Origin of the sequence: Actinoplanes lobatus (assembly GCF_014205215.1) — a bacterium.
GTDB lineage: Bacteria > Actinomycetota > Actinomycetes > Mycobacteriales > Micromonosporaceae > Actinoplanes > Actinoplanes lobatus.
In genome coordinates this window covers 1,624,808-1,639,173 of the sequence record NZ_JACHNC010000001.1, presented here as the reverse complement: position 1 = coordinate 1,639,173, position 14,366 = coordinate 1,624,808, and the positions used below count along the sequence as shown (strand labels likewise).

At 70.1% G+C, this 14,366-nt stretch carries 16 protein-coding genes; 10 read left to right on the top strand and 6 right to left on the bottom strand.

The window, feature by feature from the left end; translation table 11 throughout:
- The first annotated feature begins 65 nt into the window (after positions 1-65).
- From BJ964_RS07285 to BJ964_RS07275, 3 genes are all read left to right on the top strand, one after another.
- Entirely contained in the window at positions 66-281 is a 216-nt protein-coding gene (locus BJ964_RS07285; protein ID WP_188119965.1) for an FmdB family zinc ribbon protein, read from the top strand.
- 143 nt (positions 282-424) lie between these two features.
- The gene (locus tag BJ964_RS07280; RefSeq protein WP_188119964.1) at positions 425-616 is read left to right on the top strand and encodes a hypothetical protein; all 192 of its coding nucleotides are present in this window, start codon (positions 425-427) and stop codon (positions 614-616) included.
- Positions 617-931: 315 nt separating this feature from the next.
- On the top strand, positions 932-3,514 hold the full coding sequence (locus tag BJ964_RS07275) for an ATP-binding protein (protein ID WP_229807097.1): 2,583 nt from the start codon (positions 932-934) through the stop codon (positions 3,512-3,514).
- Positions 3,515-3,630: 116 nt separating this feature from the next.
- On the opposite strand, the gene BJ964_RS07270 is transcribed toward BJ964_RS07275, so the two are convergent.
- Complete coding sequence (locus tag BJ964_RS07270) at positions 3,631-4,068, bottom strand: phospholipase (RefSeq protein WP_188119962.1); 438 nt, start codon at positions 4,066-4,068, stop codon at positions 3,631-3,633.
- Positions 4,069-4,163: 95 nt separating this feature from the next.
- Here BJ964_RS07270 and BJ964_RS07265 point away from each other — a divergent pair, with 95 nt between their 5' ends.
- Positions 4,164-5,180: a potassium channel family protein gene (locus tag BJ964_RS07265; protein WP_188119961.1), complete on the top strand. Its 1,017-nt coding sequence runs from the start codon at positions 4,164-4,166 to the stop codon at positions 5,178-5,180.
- Here the strand turns inward: BJ964_RS07265 and BJ964_RS07260 are convergent, their stop codons facing one another.
- Together BJ964_RS07260 and BJ964_RS07255 are read right to left on the bottom strand one after the other, a co-directional pair.
- Entirely contained in the window at positions 5,181-6,191 is a 1,011-nt protein-coding gene (locus tag BJ964_RS07260) for a 2-oxoacid:ferredoxin oxidoreductase subunit beta (RefSeq protein ID WP_188119960.1), read from the bottom strand.
- Positions 6,184-8,037: a 2-oxoacid:acceptor oxidoreductase subunit alpha gene (locus BJ964_RS07255; RefSeq protein ID WP_188119959.1), complete on the bottom strand. Its 1,854-nt coding sequence runs from the start codon at positions 8,035-8,037 to the stop codon at positions 6,184-6,186. The genes BJ964_RS07260 and BJ964_RS07255 overlap by 8 nt, the downstream gene beginning before the upstream one ends.
- Positions 8,038-8,223: 186 nt before the next feature.
- Here BJ964_RS07255 and ndhC point away from each other — a divergent pair, with 186 nt between their 5' ends.
- The 5 genes from ndhC (at position 8,224) to BJ964_RS07230 (ending at position 10,756) form a co-directional block, all read left to right on the top strand.
- A complete protein-coding gene (gene ndhC / locus BJ964_RS07250; RefSeq protein ID WP_188119958.1) occupies positions 8,224-8,601 on the top strand; it encodes an NADH-quinone oxidoreductase subunit A in 378 nt (125 codons plus the stop codon).
- Between the two features lie 57 nt (positions 8,602-8,658).
- On the top strand, positions 8,659-9,099 hold the full coding sequence (locus BJ964_RS07245; RefSeq protein WP_188119957.1) for a DivIVA domain-containing protein: 441 nt from the start codon (positions 8,659-8,661) through the stop codon (positions 9,097-9,099).
- 73 nt (positions 9,100-9,172) lie between these two features.
- Positions 9,173-9,676 (top strand): SRPBCC family protein, encoded by a 504-nt coding sequence (locus BJ964_RS07240; protein WP_188119956.1) that lies wholly within the window; start codon positions 9,173-9,175, stop codon positions 9,674-9,676.
- Positions 9,673-10,245 (top strand): DNA-3-methyladenine glycosylase I, encoded by a 573-nt coding sequence (locus tag BJ964_RS07235; RefSeq protein WP_275407714.1) that lies wholly within the window; start codon positions 9,673-9,675, stop codon positions 10,243-10,245. The genes BJ964_RS07240 and BJ964_RS07235 overlap by 4 nt, the downstream gene beginning before the upstream one ends.
- A gap of 4 nt (positions 10,246-10,249) precedes the next feature.
- Positions 10,250-10,756: a hypothetical protein gene (locus tag BJ964_RS07230; RefSeq protein ID WP_188119955.1), complete on the top strand. Its 507-nt coding sequence runs from the start codon at positions 10,250-10,252 to the stop codon at positions 10,754-10,756.
- Positions 10,757-10,792: 36 nt separating this feature from the next.
- On the opposite strand, the gene BJ964_RS07225 is transcribed toward BJ964_RS07230, so the two are convergent.
- The 3 genes from BJ964_RS07225 to BJ964_RS07215 form a co-directional block, all read right to left on the bottom strand.
- Entirely contained in the window at positions 10,793-12,121 is a 1,329-nt protein-coding gene (locus BJ964_RS07225; RefSeq protein WP_239163895.1) for an IS4 family transposase, read from the bottom strand.
- A gap of 149 nt (positions 12,122-12,270) precedes the next feature.
- A complete protein-coding gene (locus tag BJ964_RS07220) occupies positions 12,271-13,059 on the bottom strand; it encodes an enoyl-CoA hydratase-related protein (protein ID WP_188119954.1) in 789 nt (262 codons plus the stop codon).
- Entirely contained in the window at positions 13,056-13,859 is an 804-nt protein-coding gene (locus tag BJ964_RS07215) for a PaaX family transcriptional regulator (protein WP_188119953.1), read from the bottom strand. Before BJ964_RS07215 ends, BJ964_RS07220 begins: the two co-directional genes overlap by 4 nt.
- 273 nt (positions 13,860-14,132) lie before the next feature.
- On the opposite strand from BJ964_RS07215, the gene BJ964_RS07210 reads away from it, so the two are divergent.
- On the top strand, positions 14,133-14,300 hold the full coding sequence (locus BJ964_RS07210) for a DUF3117 domain-containing protein (RefSeq protein ID WP_014447667.1): 168 nt from the start codon (positions 14,133-14,135) through the stop codon (positions 14,298-14,300).
- Positions 14,301-14,366: the final 66 nt, after the last annotated feature.

Below are 14,366 nucleotides of genomic sequence, written 5' to 3'. Positions count from 1 at the left end.
GGCCGCCGAAGCCCTGTGGACATCTCCTCCTACACGTCCCGGGACAGGGGCTCTACGCTGGTCGGATGCCCCGTTATGAGTACCGTTGCCGCGCCTGCGGCGCCACCTTCGAAGTCAGTCGCCCGATGCGGGAGTCCGCCGCCGCGGCGACCTGCCCGGAGGGCCACGGCGACACCGTCAAGTTGCTGTCCACCGTCGCCGTGACCGGTCGCGGTGGAGCGGCCCCGTCCGCCGGCGCCGGCGGCGGTGGCGGATGCTGCGGCGGTGGCTGCGGCTGCTGATCCCATCGGCCACCGCGCGCCCGCTCCGTGCCGGCCGCGCGGTGGCCGGGCACGGAGTTCCCGCGGTCCCGGCGCCATTCCCGCTGAGCCCAACCACACCGGATCTCCCCGGCCGATGTCCGGGCGGCTCGACCACATGCGCAGTGAGCGAAACGCCGGGACACGCCGATGTGGAGGACGACGCGACGCGTGGTGAGGGTGACACCGCGGTGAATATTCAGCGAACGTACGAAGATCCGGCGAGGCTTACCGCGGAAGATCATCACGACGACGGCACCGTGAGGGGATGGCGTCGCAAGGGAATGACCATGGTCAGTGTCGACTTCGGCCGGTGACGTCTCGCTCGCGCGCGGTGGCGAAAGTGTGACCCGTTCGGGTACACCCGAACAGCCCGCCGCTTTTGCCCGCCAGCCGCGTTTCCGCGTTCGATCTCTTTCGTTACGAGACGCGTAGTCCCGTATGCCTCCGGTCGATCCCACGATCAGGACGTCCTCCGTAAGGGGTCGGCCGTGGCGGGCAAATGATTACCGTCCGTTTCTACGATGGGCGGTGACGCAGAGATACGGCAGCATGTGTCGCGACTTCCCAAAGGGGGCGGAGGTTCCACCGTGTCGGGACGGATCGAGCTACCCAGTGGACTGGTGACCTTTATGTTCACCGACATCGAGGGCTCGACGCGACTGGCTCGGATGCTCGGTGAGGCGTATCGGAGCGTCCTCGGCGCGCACCGAGCTGTGCTACGCGCTGTGTTCAAGGATTTTGATGGTGTTGAACTCCTTACGGAGGGTGACTCCTTTTTCGTGGCGTTCTCGAATGCCGACGCGGCGGTCGCGGCCTGTGTCGAGGCGCAGCGGCGACTGTCCGCGTACGACTGGCCACGCCGTGATGCGATTCCTAAAGTGCGCATGGGCCTGCACACCGGGCGGGCCGTTCCGATCGGCCAGGAGTACGCGAGCGCCGAGGTCCACCGTGCCGCCCGGGTGTCGGCGGCCGCGCACGGCGGTCAGGTGCTCTGCTCGGAGGCGACCGCTCTCGCCGTGACCGCCACCTTCGCCGCCACCTCCGGTGGGGGCGCGGCGGCCGCCGCCACGCTGGCCACCGTGGACCTGCTGGACATCGGCGCCTTCCGGTTGCGCGGGTTCGACGACGACGAGCGGATCTTCCAGGTGTGCGCGCCCGGCCTGGAGCGGGATTTTCCGCGCCCGCGGACCGCCGAGGCGCCCCGGCACAATCTGCCGGCCGAGCACAGCCCGTTCGTCGGGCGGCGTTCCGAGATCACCGAACTCTCCGAGCTGATCAGCCACAACCGCCTGGTGACGGTGGTCGGGCCGGGCGGTTCCGGTAAGACCCGGCTGACCCTGGCGGTGGCTGAGCGGCTGCTTCCGGCGTACCCGGGCGGGGTTTGGACGATCGATGCCGCGACCGCGGCGCAGGGCCTGCCCAACGCCCTGGCCGTCGCCCTGGGCCTGCGCCCGGAACCGGGCCGTCCGATGATCGACACGGTGGTCGAGCAGTGCGCCGAACGCCGGATGCTGGTGCTGTTGCAGACCTGCGACGCGGCGCCCGTCCTGACCGCGACGCTGGCGCACCGCCTGCTCGGCCGGTGCCGCCGACTGGACGTGGTGGCGACCGGCCGGGCACCGTTGGCGCTCGCCGGGGAGACCGTGTGGCGGATCCCGCCGCTCGCTCCGGCGGACGCGTTCGCGCTGCTGCGGGACCGTGCGGCGGCCGCGCAGGGTGGCCGCCCGGGTGACGGTGACACGCAGCTGGCCCGGCTGGCCGCGCGGCTGGAGGGCTCGCCGCTGGCGATCCAGTTGGCCGCCTCCCGGTTGCGGCTGCTGCCGGCGGAGCATCTGGCCCGGCGGCTCGACGACCCGCTGGGGGCGCTGGACAACGACGGGGCCGGGGACGGCCGGCATGCCAGCCTGGCCAACAATCTGGCCTGGTCGTACCGGACGCTGGGCAGCCGGGCCGCGGATCTGCTGCGCCGGCTCGCGGTCTTCGGCGGGCCGGTGGATCTCGCGACGGTGGAGTGGTGCGACGCGGAGGGGTTCAGCGCGCTGTCCGAGCTGGCCGACAAGTCGCTGGTCGAGGTGATCCCCGGCCCGCGGTACCGGATGTCCGACCAGGTCCGGGCGTACGCGCTGCGCCGTCTCGCGGCCACCGGCGACGAGCCGTCCGTCCGCGGCCGGCATCTCACCTGGTCGCTGCACACCCTGGACCGGGTCGCGGTGGTCGCCGAGGACCCGGCCCGTACCGTCTCGCTCACCGAGTTCGCCCCTTTCGTGACCGAGTGGGAGGGCGCGCTGCGCTGGGCCGCCGAGATCGGTGACGTGGTCGCCGGGCTGCGCCTGGCGGCCGTGCTGGATCCGTGGTGGCGTGAGCACGGCGGTGGACGGAAGGGCCGTGAGCTGCTCTCCGCCCTCTACCGTGCGATGCCCGGCGACGACTCGGTGTCGCCCGCCGACCTGACCGGCGCCTATCTGACGCACGCCGGCCTGACCGGCGACCGGGCGGAACGCGACCGGTTCCTGACCCGGGCCGAGGAGGCGGCCGGGCGGTCCGGCGACCCGGCGCTGCCGATCCGGGTCCGGGCCGCCCGGGTGGCGCTGCCGGAGGGCGATCCGTGCGCCGCCGAGCAGAGCTGTCGCGAGGTGATCGCCCAGGCGGAGCGGGCCGGTGTCCCGAACGCCGCGCTGCCCGCCGTGCTGACCCTGGCCGAACTGCTGTGGCGACGGGACGCGCTCACCGAGGCGGCCGACCTGCTCGGCGCGGCCCGGCATCTGGAGGCGATCTGCCCGGAGGCGCGTGGCCGCCGGGCCGTCGACTGGCTTCTCGGCATGGTGGCGCTGCGCCGGGGCGACCTGGTGGCCGCGCACGATCACCTGGTGGTGGCGTTGCGGTCGAGGCTGCGGCACGGTTTCCGGGGCGCGGCCGCGGACGCGGTGGCGGCGATCGCGGTCCGCTGCGCGCTCGGTGGCGACCCGGCGACCGCGACGGTGCTCTTCGGCGGCGCGGAGGTGGCGCGCGGCGCGCGGCGTACCGAGTCGTTCGGCGCGTTCTGGTCGGCCCAGCAGATGTCTTTGCGGGCGGCGCTCGGCGACGCCGCCTTCGACGCGGCCTACGCCGACGGTGCAGGCCTCGGCTTCGACCGGATAGTCGCCATGGCCCTGGCCGTCGAACACCCCGACCTGGAGGACGGCGCGGCCCGTTTCGCTCAGATCATCCGTTAGAGCCGGACCACCGATCTACGCCCGGAACGGGCGGCACGGGCTGGGGGACGGCAGCTCCGATCGCGGGAGCTGACGGGGCGGCCATTGTCGCCGGGGACGGGGAACGCCGTACCAAATCAGGTTTTCGGGAGGGAACGCACGGCCCGGTGGTAGGCGAAGGCGATGGCGTTGCAGGGACGCTGGGCCGCGGGCCGGTGTGCGTCGCAGACGCGGCGCATGTCGGTACGGAAGACCAGGTCGAGGCGCTCCTTGTGCCTGGCGAAGGTGCCGTCGGCGCGGTAGTTGCGGTAGCCGAAGTCGTGGTGCCGGCAGGCGTCGGAGAAGTCGAAGCCGAACGGCGCCTCCAGAGCCCGCGAGCACAGGTCGGTGGACCAGTCGAAGCGGTAGGACACCCAGCGGGCCCGGTGGCGCAGCGCGGTGTTCCAGGCGGTGTAGCTGGCCTCGGTCGGCTGCGTCCAACGGGTGAGCAGCTCGGCGCGGCTCATCGACGCCTGTGCCGGTACGGCCGGGGTCAGGACGGCGATCAGCAGCGCGGCCATCGCGATGTGGCGCATACGGGGACCTCCAGCGCGCGGCCGGTGACGGATGTGATGTCCTTCAGTCAGGACCTCAAGCTTGACCGTTAGGGTGATCGCGTGCGGGCGGTTCCATGATTCATCTACCTCTGATCCGACAGGGGCCGTTGCGGGCGCTGGCCTTCCGTCTGGTGATGGCGTGCGTCCTGGTGTTCCTGTCGGTCGCGATCATCTATGTCGACCGGGACGGGTACCGCGACGTCAACGAGGACGGGCTCACCCTCCTCGACTGCTTCTACTACGCGGTCGTGTCGCTCTCCACCACCGGCTACGGCGACATCACTCCGGCGACCCAGTCGGCCCGGCTGGTGAACGTCCTGTTCATCACCCCGGCCCGGGTCCTCTTCCTGATCATCCTGGTCGGCACCACACTCGAGGTGCTGACCCACCAGTACCGCAAGGGCCTGCGGGTCAGCCGGTGGAGGCGCAAGTTGAAGGACCACGTGATCATCTGCGGTTACGGCACCAAGGGCCGGGCCGCGGTCGCCGCGCTGCTGGAGACGGGCTACGACAAGTCCCGGATCGTCATCGTGGAGAACCGTGAGGCCGGCGTCCGGCAGGCCACCCAGGGCGGGTTCGTCGTCATCGAGGGCGACGCCACCCGGTCGGCGGTGCTCAACGACGCGGACGTGAAGAACGCCAAGTCGGTCATCATCGCCACCGACCGGGACGAGTCGTCGGTTCTGATCTCGCTGACCGTCCGGCAGTTGACCGCCGGGCAGGTCCGGATCATCGCGGCGGTCCGGGAGCAGGAGAACGCCGCACTGCTCAAGCAGAGCGGCGCCCACCACGTGATCGTGTCCTCCGCGACGGCCGGCCGGCTGCTCGGCCTGACCACCACCGCGCCGCCGCTGATCGACGTGGTGGAGGACCTGCTCACCCCCGGGCAGGGCATGGCGCTGGCGATGCGCTCGGCGGAGCGGGCCGAGGTCGGCCGTAATCCGCGTGAGCTGATCACCCTGGTGGTGGCGCTGATCCGCCGGGGCAAGGTGCTGCCGCTCGGCGGTGAGCAGGCCGTCAGCATCGAGACCGGCGACCTGCTCGTCTACATCCGCGACGAGGCGACCGCCACCAACGGGGTGTCGGTCTAGCTAGAGGATGGTCCAGGTGTCACCGGCGTTGAGGAGACCGTCGAGCATCTCCTCGGGGGTGCCGGTGGCCTGGGCTTTCGCGTCGAGCACCTGCTTGCGGACGATATGGTCGTAGGACGGGCGCCGCACGTTCCGGAACACGCCGATCGGGGTGGTGTTCAGGTCGGAGCCGGAGAGCCGGGTCAGCGCGAAGGCGTAGGCCGGATCGCTCACGGTCGCGTCGTGGACGATCGGGGTGCCGCCCTCCTGCACCTTCAGGCCGAAGCTGCCCTCCGGATGGACCACGTTGTATTTCCCGACCGTGATCGGCTGGCCGTGTTCCAGCCGGATCAGGTGCTCGTCCCGGGTGGCCGAGTCCTTGATCAGGTCGAAGGCGCCGTCGTTGAAGATGTTGCAGTTCTGGTAGATCTCGACGAATGCGGAGCCCTCGTGCTCGGCCGCGGCCCGCAGCACCGATTGCAGGTGCTTGCGGTCGGAGTCGATGGTCCGGGCCACGAAGGTCGCCTCCGCGCCGAGGGCCAGCGACAGCGGGTTGAACGGCGAGTCCGCCGACCCGGCCGGCGTCGACTTGGTGATCTTGCCGATCTCCGAGGTCGGGGAGTACTGCCCCTTGGTGAGCCCGTAGATCCGGTTGTTGAACAGCAGGATCTTGAGGTTCACGTTCCGCCGGAGCGCGTGGATCAGGTGGTTGCCGCCGATCGACAGGGCGTCGCCGTCGCCGGTCACCACCCAGACGCTCAGATCGGGCCGGGAGGCGGACAGGCCGGTCGCGATCGCCGGGGCGCGCCCGTGGATCGAGTGCATCCCGTACGTGTTCATGTAGTACGGGAACCGCGACGAGCAGCCGATCCCCGAGACGAACACGATGTTCTCCCGGGGGATCTCCAGCTCCGGCATGAACTGCTGCACCGCGGCGAGGATGGCGTAGTCCCCGCAGCCGGGGCACCAGCGGACCTCCTGGTCGGACTTGAAGTCCTTGGCGGTCAGTTTCAGCGCGATCGTCTCAGCCATTCTTGACCACGTCCTCGAGCATGCTCTCCAGCGTCGCGGCGGTGAACGGCAGGCCGCTGATCTGGTTGAACGGAACCGCGTCGATCAGGTACCTCGCCCGGATCACCGCGGCCAGCTGACCCAGGTTCATCTCCGGGACGACCACCTTCTCGTAGCCGGCGAGCACCTCGCCCAGGTTGGCCGGCAGCGGCGACAGGTGCCGCAGGTGCGCCTGGGCGATGGTCAGGCCGCGCTGGCGCAGGGCCCGGCAGGCGGCGCCGATCGGCCCGTAGGTGGAGCCCCAGCCGAGCACCAGCACCTGCGCGTTCTCGTCCGGGTCCTCGACGTCCACATCGGGTACCGGGATGGCCTCGATGCGGGCCTGCCGGGTGCGGACCATGAACTCGTGGTTCGCCGGGTCGTAGGAGATGTCACCGGTCTTGTCGGCCTTCTCCAGGCCGCCGATGCGGTGCTCCAGGCCCGGCGTGCCGGGCACGGCCCACGGCCGCGCCATCGTCTCCGGATCACGGAGGTACGGCAGGAAGCGCCCGTCCTCGGTGTTCGGCGCCGTGGCGAACTCGACCCGCAGGTCCGGCAGTTCGTCGACGGACGGCAGTAGCCACGGCTCGGAGCCGTTGGCCACGTAGTTGTCGGACAGCAGAATGACCGGGGTGCGGTAGGTCAGCGCGATCCGGGCGGCCTCCAGCGCCGCGTGGAAGCAGTCCGACGGCGACTTCGGCGCGATCACCGCGAGCGGCGCCTCGCCGTGCCGGCCGAACAGTGCCATGTTCAGGTCGGCCTGCTCGGTCTTGGTGGGCATGCCGGTCGACGGGCCGGCCCGCTGCACGTCCACGATCACCAGCGGCAGCTCCAGGGCGATCGCGAGCGAGATGGTCTCGCCCTTGAGCGCCACACCCGGCCCGGAGGTGGTGGTGACGCCGAGCGCCCCGCCGTACGCCGCGCCGAGCGCCGCCCCGATCGCGGCGATCTCGTCCTCGGCCTGCATGGTGGTCACACCGAACCGTTTGTGCTTGGACAGCTCGTGCAGGATGTCCGAGGCCGGGGTGATCGGGTAGGCGCCGAGGAACAGCGGCAGCCTCGACCGCACGGCGGCGGCCACCAGCCCGAGCGCGAGCGCCTGGTTGCCGGTGATGTTGCGGTAGGTGCCGGGCCGCATCTTGGCCGGCTTGATCTCGTAGCGCACCGAGAACGCCTCGGTGGTCTCGCCGTAGTTCCAGCCGGCCTGGAAGGCGGTCTTGTTCGCGGTGACCAGATCCGGCCGTTTGGCGAATTTGCTCTCCAGGAACCGTAGGGTGGACTCGAACGGCCGCGAGTACATCCAGCTGAGCAGCCCCAGCGCGAACATGTTCTTGGCGCGCTCGCCGTCCTTCTTCGAGACGCCGCTCTCGGCCAGGGCGCCTAGGGTCAGGGACGTGAGCGCGACCGGATGGACGGCGAACTCGGCGAGCGAGCCGTCCTCCAGCGGACTCTCGGCGTAGCCCACCTTGGCCAGGTTGCGCCGGGTGAACTCGTCGGTGTTGACGATGATGTCGGCGCCGGCCGGCAGGTCGGCCAGGTTTGCCTTGAGTGCGGCCGGGTTCATCGCGACGAGGACGTTCGGCGCGTCGCCCGGGGTGAGAATGTCGTAGTCGGCGAAGTGCACCTGGAAACTGGAGACCCCCGGAAGGGTGCCCGCTGGTGCACGGATCTCTGCGGGGAAGTTCGGAAGTGTCGAGATGTCGTTGCCCAACTGGGCGGTTTCCGACGTGAACCGGTCTCCGGTGAGCTGCATTCCGTCACCGGAGTCGCCGGCGAATCGGATTACCACCCGGTCCAGCTGCTCGACTCGCTTCGCGGGAGCGGCCACGATTCAACCTCCATAAGGCGCGGTCCGGCGGCTTCAAGACTGTCGATGAGCCGGCCCGCAAATCGTCAGTTCCACACTACGTCGCCGCTCCTTACGAAGCGGCCGCGGACCGTTGCCCACGGTAGCCGTGACGATGAACAACCAGCCAGCAGATCTCACTGGTTGCGTCAGATAGGCTCCCCGATCGTGGACGGTTACCTCGGTTCGTACGCCACCATGGGGCTGCTGCTGCTCGCCGGAGTGCTGCTGTTCGTGGCCGCTTTCGGCGCGAACCGGCTGCTGCGCCCGGCCCACCCGGCCGAGCCGCCGGGCAAGCGGATCGCCTACGAGAGCGGCATCGACCCGGTCGGCGGCGACTGGGCCCAGGCCCAGATCCGGTATTACGTCTATGCGTACCTCTATGTGCTTTTCGCCGTGGAAGCCGTATTTCTCTTCCCGTGGGCGGTGATCTTCGACCGGCCGGGTTTCGGCGGCATGGCCATCGCCGAGATGGGCATCTTCGTAGCCGTGCTGGCCCTGGGCATCCTGTACGCCTGGCGCAAGAAGATCCTCACCTGGACCTGAGCGTCCGGATGGGTGGTGGGCTCGCCTACGGAATGCGGACATGTCAACATCGTGCGCATGGGTCAGCTACTGCTCTTCATTGTCGTGGCTCTGGTCGTCGCGACGATCGTCTTCGGCGTGACCGTTCTGCTGAGCGGGAGCGACCCCGGCCTGACCCCGGTCGAGCCCGACGGTCGCGCGGTTCCGCTGCCCAGCGACCGTCCCCTCGGCGAGGACGACATCTCCCGGACCAGGTTCGACTCCGTCTGGCGCGGCTACCGGATGGAGCAGGTGGACCAGGCGTTGCAGCGGGCGGCGTACGACATCGGCTACAAGGGTGAGCTGATCGGCGTGCTCGAGGCCGAGGTGGCCGCGCTGCGCGAGGGCCGCACCGAGGACGCCGACGGGCTGCGCAAGGCCCGGGAGGCCGCGATGGCCCCGGTCGCCGGCCTGCCGCCGATCCCGGAGCCGCCGGTCATCCCGATGGACACCGGCCAGGAGCCGGTGGAGAAGCAATGAGCGAGCTTGCGAGCGAATCATCGGGCTCAGTGGTCAACTCGTCGCGGCGCTGGAGCGCAGCGGAGGCGGCGCGATGAGCGACTCGGAGGCCGGCCCAGGTAGTGGGCTGGGTGACGCGGCTAGGGCGGGTTCCGGCGAGTTCACCGCCAAGGTGATCGTCAACGCGCCCGCGTCCCGGGTCTTCGCCGCGTTCATGAACTGGGAGAAGCAGTCCGAGTGGATCCCGTTCACCCGGGTGCGGGTGGTCGAGGGCGACGGCGGCGAGGGCAGCCTGGTCGAGGCGGTCACCGCGCTCGGCCCGGCGGTCCTGCGCGACGAGCTGCGGGTGGTCAAGGTCAACGAGCCGTACGAGGTCCGCGTCGTGCACTGCGGCAAGGTGCTGCGCGGCCCCGGCTCGATGCGGTGCACCGCGATGTCCGGTGACCGGACCCAGATCGTGCTGCACGAGTGGTTCCACCTGCCGCCCGGCGCGGTCGGCAAGGTCGCCTGGCCGGTTCTCTGGCCGGGCTCCAAGATCGGCTTCACCGGGGCGCTCAAGCGCTTCGCACGGCTCGTCGAGCAGGGGCGGCTGCCGTGACCGACACCGGGCTCGTGATCGGCGCCGACGGGCAGCCCCGGTGCTTCTGGGCGGGCGGCTCACCGGACTACACGGCGTATCACGACGACGAGTGGGGCCGGCCGGTCCGCGGCGACGACGCCCTCTTCGAGCGGCTCACCCTGGAGGCCTTCCAGTCCGGCCTGTCCTGGATCACCATCCTGCGCAAGCGCCCGGCGTTCCGGGCCGCCTTCGACGGCTTCTCGATCGTCAAGGTGGCCGGCTACACCGGGGCCGACGCCGAGCGCCTGATGGCTGACGCCGGCATCGTCCGCAACCGGATGAAGATCGACGCGGCGCTGCACAACGCCCGGGTGGCGGCCGAGGTCGACCTGACCGAGCTGCTCTGGTCGTTCGCGCCCGCGGGGCGGGACCGGCCGCGGACCCGCGCCGACGTCCCGGCGGTCACGCCCGAGTCCACCGCCATGGCCAAGGCGCTCAAGAAGCGCGGGTTCAAGTTCGTCGGACCCACCACGGCGTACGCGTTGATGCAGGCCACCGGCATGGTCGACGACCACCTCACGGACTGCTGGGTGCCCGTGATGAGATGAAGCCATGGCGCGATGGTCGGTAGTTCTTCCGGATGAGCAGTGGGCGACCGAGCGGTTGTTCCAGCACGATGTGGTGACCGTGGCCGGCGGCCCCGCCGGGGCCGCGGTCGGCGACGAGGTGCTGGTGGTCGCCGAACAGCAGGTCGTGGCGTTGGCCCGGGTGGAGAAGACCGACGGCGGTCTCGCGTTGTGGTACCTGCGACGGGCCTTCGACGAGCCGGTTCCGGCCGATCTTTCGGAGGGCCCGGTCGACGAGGCGACGTTCCGGCGGTTCGCCGAGCGCCTGGGCGGCCCGTCCGACCGGAAGGCCTGGCTGGTGAGCGTGGCCATGCCGATCGAGGCGGTGAACCCGGCCGAGGCGGTGCGCCAGTTCTGGTCGCACGTGCTGGAGCTCGGCCCGGCCGAGCTGCCCACCTACGTCTGGCCCTCCGGTGACGAGCTGGCCATGCAGGCCTTCGTCCTCGGGGCCGAGGCGAACCAGGACCCCGAGGAAGAAGACGACGAGGACTAGCGCCAACGCCGTTCAGTTAGGCCAGCGTCGGGTTCGTCAAGGTCCGTCGGTGATGATGTTGATGGCGATGGTGGCTTGGTAGGTGCGCCGGTCGATGTTCGGGCCGCGGGCCTGGTATTTGGAGTTCGATCGTTTGATCATGCGGGCTTTCACCCGGATCCGGCGGTCGGGCAGTAGGTGGTCCAGGACTGCCTGGCCGATCGCGCCGACGAGGTCGACGACGGTGTCGGTGATGATGCCCGCGGCTTGGATGACCTGGTTGCGGGCGGTGATCAAAGCGGTGGTGAAGCTGGCCCGGTCCGGGTCGAGGCCGGGCCGGGTGTCAGTGGCATCGACCATGGCGGTGCGTAGGAGCTGGTAGACGATCAGCAGCGCGTGGATCTCCTGGTCGATGCCGTCCGGGGTACGGGCGCGTAGGACCCGGCCACCGAGAATGCTGGACTTCAGCTCCAGGTAGGCGGTCTCGATCTCCCACCGCTGGTGATACAGCGTGATCAGTTCCCCGGCTGGGTGTCGGCGGGCGTCCAGCAGGGTGGTGATCAGCCGGTAGTCACCGGTGCTCGTGCCGGTGCTGGTCTTGACCGCGATCCGGGCGTCGATGACCCGCACCCGCACGGTGCCGATCGTGGACAGCCAGGAGCCGTCCCGGTGCCGGGTGATGACCGGCAGGCGGCGGCCACTCTTGCAGCGGATCAGCAACTCGGCCTTCGTGGCGGCGAGGGTCTTGACCAGATCGGCGGCAGCGTAGTTGCGGTCGGCCAGCAGCAGCATCCCCGCTTTCAGGCTGCGGGCCAGTACGCGGGCCTGATCGAGTTCGCTGGTGCCGAGCGGGTCGAAAACGGCGTCGATCACCGAGCGGGTGCCGCAGGCCAGCAGAGCGCTCAGCCGTAGCGTCGGGTAGCCGGCCCCGCCGTGGTTACCGCGCTGTTTGCGGTAGCGGACGCCGACCGCGGCGGCATCGGCGACCGACAGCGTCGTCCCGTCGACCGCGGTCAGCAGCAGGCCTTGCCAGCGGACCGCTGGGGTGGCCGACGTCGCGGCCGGGCCGCGCAGCAGATCGAACAATGCTCGCAACGGCGCGGATCCGAGACGCTGCCGGGCCTGCCGCAAAGCACTGGAAGAAGGCTCGGCCAGGCTCAACCCGGCCAGCCCCGCGGTCAACTGTTGCCACACCTGCAGGTAGCCGTATTCGGCGAACAGCACCCCGGCCAGCAGCAGATACACCACCACCCGGCCCGGCAGCAGCCGTACCCGCTGCTGCACCCGCCCGGTGGCGGCAAGAACGTCATCGACCATCTCGAACGGAATCAGCCGGGTCAGCTCGCCCAGATGCCCCGGCGCGAACACCCCTGCAGCTACCGTCACGGTGCGGGTTATGGCAATCTGATCGAGCAAGCGGAGTCCTGGGGTGGGTTGTCTTGGAGTGACAAACCTCTATACCGGAACTCCGCTTCCTACTTTCTGATCAACACCCTTGACGCCAGCCCGGACCGCCTAACTGAACGGCGTTGGGACTAGCGCCCCTGGTATTCCGGGCGCTGCTTGTTCAGGAAGGCGTTGACCGCGGCCGAGTGGTCCGCGGTCGCGCCGCAGATCGCCTGAGCCTGGGCCTCGGCCGCCAGGGCGTCGGACAGGGTGCCGGCCGTGGCGATGGACAGCTCGCGCTTGATCGCGCCGTAGGCCACCGTGGGGCCCGCCGCCAGCCGCGCGGCCAGCTCCTGGGCCGCCGGCAGCACCTTCTCGTCGTCGTCCAGCAGCTGGGTCAGCATCCCGATCCGGGACGCCTCCTCGGCCTTCACCGGCTTCGCGAGCAGCAGCAGCTCCACCGCCTTGGCGTGGCCCACGATCCGCGGCAGCGACCAGGAGATGCCGCTGTCCCCGGCCAGGCCCACGTTGGCGAAGGCCATCAGGAAGCTGGTCCGGGGGCCGCCGATACGGAAGTCGGCGAGCAGGGCCAGCGAGGCGCCGGCCCCGGCGGCCATCCCGCCCACCGCGGCGATCACCGGCTTCGGCATGTTGGCCAGCCGCTGCGCGATCGGGTTGTAGTGCACCTGCACGGTGTTCAAATCGGTCGCGCCCGACTGCAGCAGCGACGCGTGCTCCCGCAGGTCCTGGCCGCCGCAGAAGGCGCCGCCCGCGCCGGTCAGCACGATCGCCCGGCAGGACCGGTCGCCCTCCAGCTCGGCGAGGGTGTCCCGCAACGCCTCCTTGAGGTCGACGGTGAAGGAGTTCATCGCGTCGGGGCGGTTGAGGGTCAGGGTGACTACCGCGTCAGTGCGGTCGACGAGGAGCGAGTCGGTCATGGGTTCGAGAATCCCACACGCGCTCCACGGGTGGCCGACTGCAGGCAGCGTTCCACGTGCCGGTCGGCGGCCGGGCGCAGCCGGGTGGCGTGCTTGTCGAAGAATCCGGCGGCCTTGACGCCCGGCCAGCCCGCGGGCAGCAGCGCCGAGGGCAGCTGCGGGTCCTGGAAGAGGAACGACCGCCAGGCGTGCACCAGACGGAACCGGGCCGCGTACGCCTCCTCGTCGGTGCTACGTGGAGTGATCGCCTTGACCACGGGTTGTAGTTTTTCGACGAACTCCTGGTACGACTGTCCGATGCGGGCCAGGTCCCAGGCCCGGTCCACGATCCCGGTGGCGTCCGCCGCGGGGCTGGCACTGAACCGCTCGTGGCCCGCACCCGCCTCGGCCAGCAGCGCTTCGACCTCTTCGGAGGCCCGGGGCGCCACCCAGACCTGCTCGCTGAGCGACCCGTAGCCCAGATAGGTGAGCCGGAGCGCGTCCCGCCGCGTGACCGGCTCGTGGAGCAGGATCATGTCGAAGCGGCCGTCCCAGCCACCGCGACCGGTTCGGTACACCCGGGCGGCTGCCTCGTCGAGCCGGCGCGCGGCCTTCGGGGTGAGCAGATAACCCGGTCCGGCGGCCAGCCGGAGCGGATGCAACCAGCCCTGTCGCACCATTCGCGACACTGCGGTGCGGACTGCCGGAGCCGCGATGTCGAGCGGTGCCAGCAGCCGGACCAGCGCCGAGACCGGGGCTCGGGAGCCGCGATCGCGCAGGTAGTCGCCGTACAGGTCGAAGAGTGCGGACCGCGCCTGCATGACCGCACATTGTGACAGCCCAAAAGACGATATGCTAGATGCTGTCACATCCGCCCGGGCTGGGTTTGGGTTCGCCGGTGTTCATCAGGGAAAATGTTTGATCGGCACGGTGGGCCGCAACGCGTGGAAACGTGAAACGGCCTGTACGGCCGCCGGTCGGAAACGAGCACCGCGTCGCGTGGGGCTGAGCACGTGACGGGGCTGCTGGCATTCCAGGAGCAAGTGGCTGTGGGGCAACCCACCGACCCTGACGTAGGTCTGAGGGGAGACAAGATGGCGGCGATGAAGCCGCGGACGGGCGATGGTCCGCTGGAGGTCACCAAGGAGGGTCGTGGCATCGTCATGCGCGTCCCGCTGGAAGGTGGTGGCCGTCTCGTCGTTGAGATGACTCCGGACGAGGCCAACGCGCTGGGTGACGCGTTGAAGTCGATCGCCGGCTGACGTTTCACGCGAGCCCGCCGGTACGGTACCGCCCGTACCGGCGGGCTTTCCACGTCTCAGGGAAAG